The organism is Psychrosphaera sp., assembly GCF_982872775.1.
Window position 1 is genome coordinate 63,820 of sequence record NZ_CEYNSH010000012.1, and the last position, 9,775, is coordinate 73,594.

At 43.1% G+C, this 9,775-nt stretch carries 20 protein-coding genes; all 20 read left to right on the forward strand.

Annotated elements, in window-relative coordinates:
* The first annotated feature begins 6 nt into the window (after positions 1-6).
* The 20 genes from rplP to rplQ all read left to right on the forward strand — a co-directional run bounded on the left by rplP (position 7) and on the right by rplQ (position 9,630).
* Complete coding sequence (rplP, locus tag AC4E96_RS05490) at positions 7-420, forward strand: 50S ribosomal protein L16 (RefSeq protein WP_488033395.1); 414 nt, start codon at positions 7-9, stop codon at positions 418-420.
* Positions 420-614, forward strand: a complete 195-nt coding sequence (rpmC, locus tag AC4E96_RS05495; protein ID WP_208830425.1) for a 50S ribosomal protein L29 — start codon at positions 420-422, stop codon at positions 612-614. The genes rplP and rpmC overlap by 1 nt, the downstream gene beginning before the upstream one ends.
* Positions 614-871 carry a 30S ribosomal protein S17 gene (gene rpsQ / locus AC4E96_RS05500; protein ID WP_488033396.1) on the forward strand — a complete coding sequence of 86 codons (258 nt, stop codon included), beginning with the start codon at positions 614-616 and terminating at the stop codon, positions 869-871. Before rpmC ends, rpsQ begins: the two co-directional genes overlap by 1 nt.
* Positions 872-1,139: 268 nt before the next feature.
* Complete coding sequence (gene rplN / locus AC4E96_RS05505) at positions 1,140-1,508, forward strand: 50S ribosomal protein L14 (RefSeq protein ID WP_488033397.1); 369 nt, start codon at positions 1,140-1,142, stop codon at positions 1,506-1,508.
* A 10-nt stretch (positions 1,509-1,518) separates the two neighbouring features.
* The gene (gene rplX, locus AC4E96_RS05510; protein ID WP_208830413.1) at positions 1,519-1,833 is read left to right on the forward strand and encodes a 50S ribosomal protein L24; all 315 of its coding nucleotides are present in this window, start codon (positions 1,519-1,521) and stop codon (positions 1,831-1,833) included.
* 14 nt (positions 1,834-1,847) lie between these two features.
* On the forward strand, positions 1,848-2,387 hold the full coding sequence (rplE, locus tag AC4E96_RS05515) for a 50S ribosomal protein L5 (RefSeq protein ID WP_488033398.1): 540 nt from the start codon (positions 1,848-1,850) through the stop codon (positions 2,385-2,387).
* 11 nt (positions 2,388-2,398) lie between these two features.
* Positions 2,399-2,704, forward strand: a complete 306-nt coding sequence (gene rpsN / locus AC4E96_RS05520) for a 30S ribosomal protein S14 (RefSeq protein WP_488033399.1) — start codon at positions 2,399-2,401, stop codon at positions 2,702-2,704.
* Positions 2,705-2,724: 20 nt separating this feature from the next.
* Positions 2,725-3,117, forward strand: a complete 393-nt coding sequence (gene rpsH / locus AC4E96_RS05525; protein ID WP_488033400.1) for a 30S ribosomal protein S8 — start codon at positions 2,725-2,727, stop codon at positions 3,115-3,117.
* Between the two features lie 13 nt (positions 3,118-3,130).
* On the forward strand, positions 3,131-3,664 hold the full coding sequence (gene rplF, locus AC4E96_RS05530; protein ID WP_488033401.1) for a 50S ribosomal protein L6: 534 nt from the start codon (positions 3,131-3,133) through the stop codon (positions 3,662-3,664).
* Positions 3,665-3,673: 9 nt separating this feature from the next.
* A complete protein-coding gene (gene rplR / locus AC4E96_RS05535) occupies positions 3,674-4,024 on the forward strand; it encodes a 50S ribosomal protein L18 (protein WP_208830404.1) in 351 nt (116 codons plus the stop codon).
* A 9-nt stretch (positions 4,025-4,033) separates the two neighbouring features.
* On the forward strand, positions 4,034-4,534 hold the full coding sequence (rpsE, locus tag AC4E96_RS05540) for a 30S ribosomal protein S5 (protein ID WP_488033402.1): 501 nt from the start codon (positions 4,034-4,036) through the stop codon (positions 4,532-4,534).
* A 6-nt stretch (positions 4,535-4,540) separates the two neighbouring features.
* Entirely contained in the window at positions 4,541-4,723 is a 183-nt protein-coding gene (rpmD, locus tag AC4E96_RS05545; protein WP_208830400.1) for a 50S ribosomal protein L30, read from the forward strand.
* A 3-nt stretch (positions 4,724-4,726) separates the two neighbouring features.
* Entirely contained in the window at positions 4,727-5,158 is a 432-nt protein-coding gene (gene rplO / locus AC4E96_RS05550; RefSeq protein ID WP_208830398.1) for a 50S ribosomal protein L15, read from the forward strand.
* Positions 5,159-5,171: 13 nt separating this feature from the next.
* On the forward strand, positions 5,172-6,530 hold the full coding sequence (gene secY / locus AC4E96_RS05555) for a preprotein translocase subunit SecY (protein ID WP_488033403.1): 1,359 nt from the start codon (positions 5,172-5,174) through the stop codon (positions 6,528-6,530).
* A 17-nt stretch (positions 6,531-6,547) separates the two neighbouring features.
* The gene (gene rpmJ, locus AC4E96_RS05560) at positions 6,548-6,661 is read left to right on the forward strand and encodes a 50S ribosomal protein L36 (RefSeq protein ID WP_105051509.1); all 114 of its coding nucleotides are present in this window, start codon (positions 6,548-6,550) and stop codon (positions 6,659-6,661) included.
* 111 nt (positions 6,662-6,772) lie between these two features.
* Positions 6,773-7,129 (forward strand): 30S ribosomal protein S13, encoded by a 357-nt coding sequence (rpsM, locus tag AC4E96_RS05565; RefSeq protein ID WP_488033404.1) that lies wholly within the window; start codon positions 6,773-6,775, stop codon positions 7,127-7,129.
* Between the two features lie 16 nt (positions 7,130-7,145).
* On the forward strand, positions 7,146-7,535 hold the full coding sequence (gene rpsK / locus AC4E96_RS05570) for a 30S ribosomal protein S11 (RefSeq protein ID WP_155696621.1): 390 nt from the start codon (positions 7,146-7,148) through the stop codon (positions 7,533-7,535).
* Between the two features lie 22 nt (positions 7,536-7,557).
* Positions 7,558-8,178 carry a 30S ribosomal protein S4 gene (gene rpsD, locus AC4E96_RS05575; protein ID WP_488033405.1) on the forward strand — a complete coding sequence of 207 codons (621 nt, stop codon included), beginning with the start codon at positions 7,558-7,560 and terminating at the stop codon, positions 8,176-8,178.
* Between the two features lie 24 nt (positions 8,179-8,202).
* Positions 8,203-9,195, forward strand: a complete 993-nt coding sequence (locus AC4E96_RS05580) for a DNA-directed RNA polymerase subunit alpha (protein ID WP_488033406.1) — start codon at positions 8,203-8,205, stop codon at positions 9,193-9,195.
* A 33-nt stretch (positions 9,196-9,228) separates the two neighbouring features.
* On the forward strand, positions 9,229-9,630 hold the full coding sequence (gene rplQ / locus AC4E96_RS05585; RefSeq protein ID WP_208830381.1) for a 50S ribosomal protein L17: 402 nt from the start codon (positions 9,229-9,231) through the stop codon (positions 9,628-9,630).
* The last annotated feature ends 145 nt before the right edge of the window (positions 9,631-9,775 follow it).

Below are 9,775 nucleotides of genomic sequence, written 5' to 3' on the forward strand. Positions count from 1 at the left end.
TAGACGATGTTACAACCAAAACGTACAAAATTCCGTAAGCAGCACAAAGGTCGCAACCGCGGTCTAGCGCAGAACGGTAACAAGGTTAGCTTTGGTACTTTCGGCCTTAAGGCTACTGGCCGTGGTCGTATGACTGCACGTCAAATCGAAGCAGCTCGTCGTGCCATGACACGTCACGTAAAACGTCAAGGTCAAATTTGGATCCGTGTATTCCCTGACAAACCAATTACGGCTAAGCCGCTAGAAGTTCGTCAAGGTAAAGGTAAAGGTAACGTTGAATACTGGGTTGCTGAAATTCAGCCTGGTAAAGTACTTTACGAAATGGACGGTGTTGAAGAAGAATTGGCACGTGAAGCGTTCCGCTTAGCGGCTCGTAAATTGCCATTCAAAACCACTTTTGTAACTAGAACGGTGATGTAATGAAAGCTAGCGAACTTAAAGATAAAACTGTAGAAGAGCTACAAGCTGAACTACTAGGTTTGTTACGTGAGCAGTTTAACTTGCGCATGCAACAATCTTCTGGTCAACTAGCTCAAACTCACTTACTGCGTGAAGTACGTCGCAACATTGCACGTGTTAAAACAGTAATTGCACAAAATAAGGCAGGTGCGTAATGAGCGAAAATATCCGTACATTACAAGGCCGCGTTGTTAGCGACAAGATGGACAAGTCTATCGTTGTTGCGATTGAACGCTTTGTTAAACACCCTATCTACGGTAAATTCGTTAAGCGTACAACTAAGTTGCACGCACACGACGAAACTAACCAATGTAGTACTGGTGACACGGTAACAATCCGTGAATGTGCACCAATTTCTAAGAACAAATCTTGGACTTTGGTTGACGTTGTAGAAAAAGCTAAAGTTCTTTAATTTTTAAAGAATCTTGCTTAGAAAAACCGGGGCTCGCGCTCCGGTTTTTTATTTTCGGTTTCGGACAGCAAAAAAGATCGGTAGTGACAGCAACCACTTAACAAATCGTAGCCGATTATTATTTAATCAAACTGCGAATTAGGTTGTATTTCGACCATCACTTAGTTATACTTGCGCGCCCTTTTGTAGGGGGTAGCCAATAATGGCTAGAAAGCAGCTGGTCCGAAAGGACATTGAAGTATAAAACTTAATTAGCGGAGCACTAAACATGATCCAAATGCAAACTACGTTAGATGTGGCTGATAACTCAGGCGCACGTCGCGTACAGTGTATTAAGGTTCTTGGTGGCTCTCACCGTCGTTACGCCGGTATCGGCGACATCATTAAAGTTACTGTTAAGGAAGCAATTCCGCGCGGTAAAGTTAAAAAAGGTGATGTTCTTAACGCGGTGGTAGTTCGCACTAAAGCAGCGGTTCGTCGTCCAGATGGTCAAGCCATCCGTTTCGACAGTAATGCAGCTGTTATTTTGAACGCCAACTTGCAGCCAATCGGAACTCGTATTTTCGGGCCTGTTACTCGCGAACTTCGCGGTGATCAGTTCATGAAGATCGTGTCATTGGCACCTGAAGTAATTTAAGGAGCTAAAAATGGCAAGCAAAATTCGTCGTGAAGATGAAGTAATCGTTATTGCTGGTAAAGATAAAGGCAAAACTGGTAAAGTTTTGAAAGTTATCACTGGTACTGACCGATTAATCGTAGAAGGCGTGAACCTTATCAAGAAACACCAAAAACCTGTACCACAACTACAGCAGCCTGGTGGCATTGTTGAAAAAGAAGCGTCAGTAAACGTATCAAACGTTGCGATCCTTAACCCAGAAACGGGTAAAGCTGATCGTGTAGGTTTTAAATTTGAAGACGGCAAAAAAGTTCGTTTCTTCAAATCTAATGGTAAAACTATCTAATCTTGGAGTATATGATGGCGAAACTGCATGATACATATAGAGACAGCGTAGTGCCTGAACTTATGAAAAAGTTCGGCTACACATCTGTCATGCAAGTCCCTCAACTTGAGAAAATTACCCTGAACATGGGTTTGGGTGAAGCATTAGCGGATAAGAAAGTACTTGAAGCAGCTACTGCTGACATGCAAGCAATTGCAGGTCAAAAGCCAGTTGTTACACGTGCTCGTAAGTCAGTTGCTGGCTTTAAAATTCGTGAAGGCTACCCAATCGGTGCCAAGGTAACTCTACGCGGCGAGCGTATGTGGGACTTTTTAGAGCGTTTAATCACTATCGCTCTTCCTCGTGTTCGTGACTTCCGTGGCTTAAATCCTAAGTCATTTGACGGTCGCGGTAACTATAGCATGGGTGTACGCGAGCAAATTATCTTCCCTGAAATCGATTTTGATAAAGTAGACAAGGTACGTGGTTTAGATATCACTATCACAACATCTGCTAAGTCAAATGAGGAAGGTCACGCTCTGTTAGCTGCTTTCAACTTCCCATTTAAAGGATAAGGTGTAGAGTTATGGCTAAACAATCTATGAAGGCACGTGACGTAAAACGTGCAAAATTAGCTGAAAAATACGCTGCAAAACGTGCCGAATTAAAGGCAATCATCAAGAACGTTAACACGTCTGATGAAGATCGTTGGGCAGCAGTGCTTAAACTTCAAGAGCTTCCTCGTGATTCAAGCCCTTCACGTCAACGTAACCGTTGTAACGTGACAGGTCGTCCACATGGTTACTTACGTAAGTTCGGCTTAAGCCGTATTAAATTACGTGAAGCAGCTATGCGTGGTGAAGTTCCAGGCCTTAAAAAGGCTTCTTGGTAAGAATCTGGGAGTATTGAAAGATGAGCATGCAAGATCCTATCGCGGATATGTTCACCCGCGTACGTAACGGCCAAATGTCTAGCAAAGTAGCTGTTACAATGCCTTCTTCAAAGTTAAAAACAGCTTTAGCTGAACTTTTGAAGAGCGAAGGTTTTATTGCTGATTACGAAGTATCAGGTGACGTTAAGAAAGAATTAAGCGTTACACTTAAGTACTTCGAAGGTAAGCCAGTAATCGAAACAATTAAACGCGTTAGCCGTCCTGGTCTTCGTATCTATAAGAAGACTTCAGACCTACCTAAAGTTATGGGTGGTCTAGGTATTGCTATCGTTTCTACATCAAAAGGTTTGATGACTGACCGTGCAGCTCGTAAAGCGGGCATCGGCGGCGAAATCATCGGCTACGTAGCATAATAGGAGAGTCAGAATGTCTCGAGTAGCAAAAGCACCTATTACTGTTCCTGCCGGTGTTGAAGTTGCAGTTAGCGGCCAGGAAGTAAAAGTTAAAGGTAAAGTAGGCGAGTTAACGTTAAATGTTAACGCAGCTGTTGAAGTTGTCGTAGAAGACAACGTTGTACGTACCTTACCTCGCGATAGCTTTGCTGATGCGTGGGCACAAGCAGGTACTGCTCGTGCAACAATCAACAACTTTGTTGTTGGCGTTAGCGAAGGTTTTGAGAAACGTTTGATTTTAAATGGTGTTGGTTACCGTGCAGCGGTAAAAGGCAACGTTTTAAACCTTTCACTAGGTTTCTCACACCCAGTTGATTTCCAAATCCCAGCTGGCGTGACTATCGAAGCACCTTCTCAAACTGAGATCGTTGTTAAAGGTGCAAGCAAACATTTAGTTGGTCAAGTTGCAGCGAACATTCGCAAGTATCGTGAACCAGAGCCGTATAAAGGCAAAGGTATCCGTTACAGCGATGAAATCGTTCGTCGCAAAGAGGCGAAGAAAAAGTAAGGTAAGACGATGGATAAGAAAACAGCTCGTTTACGTCGTGCCAAGCGCGCTCGCAGAACGTTTATCGAAAACGGTGTTACTCGTTTAGTAATGCACCGTACGCCTCGTCACGCTTACGCTCAGGTTATTTCTCCTGAAGGTAAGGTGTTAGCGGCGGCGTCGACTGTAGAAAAAGATATCCGCTCTGCGGTTAAGTCTACAGGTAACGTTGAAGCTGCAGCTGCGGTTGGTAAAGCAATTGCAGAACGTGCGGTTAAAAATGGCGTTGAGAAAGTGTCATTTGACCGTAGCGGTTTTAAATATCACGGCCGTGTAAAAGCGTTAGCAGACGCTGCACGCGAAGCCGGTCTTCAGTTCTAGGAGCAGCTCATGTCTAATGTAGAAGCAAAACAAACAGAATTCGAAGAAAAGCTTATCGCGGTTAACCGTGTTTCTAAAGTAGTTAAGGGTGGTCGTATTTTCTCGTTCACTGCATTAACTGTTGTTGGTGACAAGAACGGCCGTGTAGGTTTTGGTTATGGTAAAGCGCGTGAAGTTCCAGCTGCTATTCAAAAAGCAATGGAAAAAGCGCGTCGTAACATGGTTAGCGTTGAGTTAACTAACGGAACATTGCAACACCCTATCAAGGGTCGTCACTCTGGTTCGAAAGTTTACATGCAACCAGCTTCTGAAGGTACAGGTATCATCGCCGGTGGCGCAATGCGTGCAGTATTAGAAGTTGCAGGTGTACAAAACGTACTTTCTAAGTGTTACGGTTCAACTAACCCAATTAACGTAGTACGCGCTACTGTTGACGCACTTGCAGGTATGAAATCACCTGAACAAGTCGCTGCTAAGCGTGGCCTAAACGTTACTGAAATTTTGGGGTAATAGACCATGGCTAAGAAAACGATTAAAGTAACACAAACACGTAGCTCTATCGGTCGTTTACCGAAGCATAAAGCTACATTACGTGGCTTGGGTTTACGTCGTATCAATCACACTGTTGAGTTAGAAGACACAGCATGTGTACGTGGTATGATCAACCAAGTTCATTACATGGTTAAAGTGGAGGGGTAATCGATGCGTTTGAATACTCTATCTCCAGCACCAGGTGCTAAGTCAGACAAGAAACGTGTAGGTCGCGGTATCGGTTCTGGTTTAGGTAAAACTGGTGGTCGTGGACACAAAGGTCAGAAATCACGCTCAGGCGGAAGTGTTAAGCCAGGTTTTGAAGGTGGTCAAATGCCTTTACAACGTCGCTTACCGAAGTTCGGTTTCACTTCTCGTAAATCGTTGGTAACTGATGAAGTAACATTGTCTGAAATCGCTAAGGTAGAAGGCGACATCGTTTCTTTAGAAACTTTGAAAGCTGCTGGTCTAGTGAAGAAAGACATGCTTTTCGTTAAAGTTGTAAAATCAGGCGAAATCGCACGCTCTGTAACTGTAGCTGGTCTACGTGTTACTAAAGGTGCGGCTGAAGCTATTGTTGCAGCCGGCGGAAAAGTAGAATAAGGACAAGTACATTATGGCTAAACCAGGATTAGATTTACAAAGTGGACAAACGGGATTTACCGAGTTAAAGCAACGCTTAATGTTTGTTTTTCTCGCGATAGTTGTATTTCGACTAGGTTCTTTTGTTCCAATTCCTGGGATAGATGCTGCAGTACTAGCTGAATTATTCGAACAGCAAAAGGGTACCATCGTAGAAATGTTTAACATGTTCTCCGGTGGTGCGCTTGAGCGAGCTTCGGTATTAGCGTTAGGTATCATGCCATACATAACTGCATCAATTATCATGCAGTTATTAACGGTTATGCACCCTTCTTTAGCTGAGCTGAAGAAAGAAGGTGAGGCAGGTCGTAAGAAGATCAGTCAGTACACTCGCTACTTCACGTTAGTATTAGCGACATTCCAGTCGTTCGGTATTGCTACTAGCTTACCAAATATGATGCCAGGTCTGGTTATTAACCCAGGTCCAGGTTTCTATTTCACAGCAGTAGTTAGTTTGGTTACAGGTACCATGTTCTTAATGTGGTTGGGTGAGCAAATTACTGAGCGTGGTATTGGTAATGGTATTTCGATACTAATCTTTACCGGTATCGTTGCAGGGTTGCCATCAGCAATAGGTCAAACAGCAGAGCAAGCTCGTCAAGGCGAACTAGCAGTGTTGTTACTATTAGTGATTGCAGTGATTGTTTTTGCGGTAACTTACTTTGTTGTATTCGTAGAGCGTGGTCAGCGTCGTATCGTCGTTAACTATGCAAAACGTCAACAGGGTCGCCAAGTGTTTCAAGCACAAAGCTCTCATTTACCTCTTAAGGTAAATATGGCCGGCGTAATACCACCAATTTTTGCTGGTAGTATTATCATGTTCCCGAGTACAATTGCGGCTTGGTTTGGTACTGGAGAAGGTGCCGTTGCAGACTTTTTGCAGCAGTTATCTCTTACATTATCACCGGGACAACCCCTATATGTTATGTTGTACGCAGCTGCTATAATTTTCTTCTGTTTTTTCTACACCGCGTTGGTTTTCAACCCTAGAGAAACAGCTGATAACTTGAAGCGCTCAGGTGCATTCATTCCAGGCATTAGACCAGGTGAGCAAACGTCTAAATTTATCGATAAGGTAATGACGCGTTTGACACTAGCAGGCGCAATGTATATTACGTTCGTTTGTTTAGTTCCTGAGTTCATGATGATCGCTTGGAACGTTCAATTTTACTTTGGCGGTACATCGTTGTTAATCATCGTTGTAGTTGTCATGGATTTTATGGCGCAGATTCAGACACTGTTGATGTCTCATCAGTATGATTCTGTTCTTAAGAAGGCAAACCTTGCAGGAAAAGCTTTAGATAAAGCCAACCTGAAAGGCTATAGCCGTTAGATTGCGGAGTTAAAGCAATGAAAGTACGTGCTTCCGTTAAGAAGATATGTCGTAACTGTAAAGTAATTAAGCGTTCAGGTGTTGTTCGCGTAATCTGTACAGACCCTAAGCACAAGCAGCGTCAGGGTTAATACGACGTAATTAAGCGGGCGGGAAGTTTTCTCGCCCATATTTACAAACGGTCATAGGTCGAGTATCCTAACGGGCTTTTCGACTGACCAAAAACTATAGGAGATGTGTTAGTGGCCCGTATCGCTGGCATTAACATTTCCGATCGTAAACACGCTGTGATCGCATTAACTGCGATCTTTGGTATCGGTAAAACTCGTTCAAAAGCAATTTTGGCGGAAACTGGTATCGCAGAAGATACGAAAATCGGAACATTATCTGAACAAGATTTAGATAAATTACGTGAAGAAGTTGGCAAGTACACTGTAGAAGGTGATCTTCGCCGTGAAGTAACTTTAAATATTAAACGTTTAATGGATTTAGGTTGTAACCGTGGTCTTCGCCACCGTCGTAGCCTTCCTCTACGTGGTCAGCGCACTAAGACTAATGCGCGTACACGTAAAGGTCCACGTAAACCTATTACTAAATAAGGCGAGGTAGCAAGAAATGGCAAAAGCTCCAACTCGTTCACGTAAAAAAGTAAAAAAGCAAGTTGCTGATGGTATGGCTCATATCCATGCGTCTTTCAACAACACAATCGTTACTTTAACCGACCGTCAAGGCAATGCATTGTCTTGGGCTACTGCAGGTGGTTCAGGTTTCCGTGGTTCACGTAAATCTACACCATTTGCTGCACAGGTAGCAGCTGAACGCGCAGGCGAAGCAGCAAAAGAATACGGTTTGAAGAATATTGAAGTGTTCGTCAAGGGCCCTGGTCCTGGTCGTGAATCTGCAATCCGCGCATTAAATGCTGTGGGTTACAAGATCACTAACATTACTGACGTGACACCAATTCCTCATAACGGTTGTCGTCCGCCTAAGAAACGTCGTGTATAACGACTGTTAGTGGAGAAAGAACATGGCAAGATATTTGGGTCCAAAGCTAAAGCTTAGTCGTCGCGAAGGAACAGATTTGTTCCTTAAAAGTGGCGTACGTGCAATAGATACTAAATGTAAAATCGATACTGCACCAGGTCAACACGGCGCTCGTAAGCCTCGTTTGTCTGATTACGGTTTGCAGCTTCGTGAGAAACAAAAAGTACGTCGTATGTACGGAATTTTAGAAAAACAATTCCGTAACTACTACAAAGATGCAGCTCGTATTAAAGGTAATACTGGTGAAAACCTATTACAACTTTTAGAGAGCCGCTTAGATAACGTTGTTTATCGTATGGGTTACGCAAGTACTCGTGCGGAAGCTCGTCAGCTAGTTAGCCACAAGTCAATTGTTGTTAACGGTAGCGTAGTGAACATTCCTTCCTACAAAGTGTCTGCTAATGACGTCGTTGCTGTTCGTGAAAAATCGAAAAAGCAAGGTCGTATCATTGCAGCTCTTGAGTTAGCTGAACAACGTGAAAAACCGACTTGGATTGAAGTAGACAGCAAAGAAATGTCAGGTACGTATAAAGCGAACCCTGAGCGTTCTGAATTGTCTGCAGAGATTAACGAACAGTTAATTGTTGAACTTTACTCTAAGTAAAGTTGAAACATAAGAGGATATAAAATGCAGGGGTCTGTAACTGAATTCCTTAAGCCTAGGCTTGTAGATATTGAACAAGTTAGTGCAACTCGAGCAAAAGTAACGCTTGAGCCATTAGAGCGTGGTTTTGGCCACACACTTGGTAATGCGTTACGTAGAATCTTGTTGTCGTCTATGCCTGGTTGTGCAGTAACCGAAGTAGAAATCGACGGCGTACAGCACGAATACAGTGCAAAAGAGGGTGTACAGGAAGATGTGATCGAAATTCTGTTAAATCTTAAAGGTTTAGCAGTTCGCGTAGAGGGTAAGGACGAAGTTACTTTGACTTTAACTAAGTCAGGTATTGGCCCTGTTACAGCTGCTGATTTTCAGCACGATGGTGATGTAGAAATCATCAACCCTGAACACGTTATTTGTAACTTAACGAGCGAGAGCTCTGAAATTTCAATGCGTGTAAACGTGCAGCGTGGCCGTGGTTATGTTCCTGCTTCTGCGCGTGTGTCCTCAGACGAAGAAGATCGTCCAATCGGTCGTCTGCTTCTAGATGCTTCTTTCAGTCCAGTTGAGCGTATTGCTTATGCTGTAGAAAGTGCGCGTGTAGAACAACGTACTGATTTAGACAAATTGATCATTGATATGGAAACAAACGGCACGTTAGAACCTGAAGAGGCTATCCGTCGTTCTTCTACAATTCTAGCTGAACAATTAGAAGCATTCGTAGATTTACGTGATGTTACTGAAGTACAGCAAGAAGAAGAGAAGCCAGAATTTGATCCAATTCTATTACGTCCAGTAGACGATCTAGAATTGACTGTTCGTTCAGCAAACTGTTTGAAAGCTGAACAAGTACAATATATCGGTGATTTAGTACAGCGTACTGAGGTTGAGTTACTTAAAACTCCAAACCTTGGTAAGAAGTCTCTAACAGAAATCAAAGACGTATTAGCGTCTCGTGGTTTATCTTTAGGCATGCGCCTAGAGAACTGGCCTCCAGCTAGTCTGTTAGATAACGACTAAATTTTTAAACGAATTAGTTAGAAGGAAAAGCTCATGCGCCATCGTAAGAGTGGTCGTCAATTAAACCGCAACAGCAGTCATCGTCAAGCGATGTTCCGTAACATGGCGGGTTCTTTGGTGAAGCATGAAATCATCAAAACAACGTTGCCAAAAGCTAAAGAATTACGTCGTGTGATCGAACCATTGATCACTATGGCTAAGTCTGACAGCGTAGCAAACCGTCGTCTAGCTTTCGCTCGTACTCGCGATGCGGAAGTAGTAGGTAAGCTATTTACTGATTTAGGTCAGCGTTACAGTGAACGTCCAGGTGGTTACACTCGTATTATCAAGTGTGGTTACCGTACTGGTGATAAAGCACCAATGGCGTACATTGAACTGGTTGATAGACCAGAACTTGATGCAGATGCTGAAGTAGTTGAAGCTACTGAAGAATAATAAAATAGCCGGGTTCGTCCCGGCTTTTTTATAAAATCGTTATAAAAGGCTTGCAGCTATGTAGGCCTTTTTGTTTTTCTCATACTTATCTACTTATCTACTTATCTACTTATCTACTTATCTACTTATCTACTTATCTACTTAT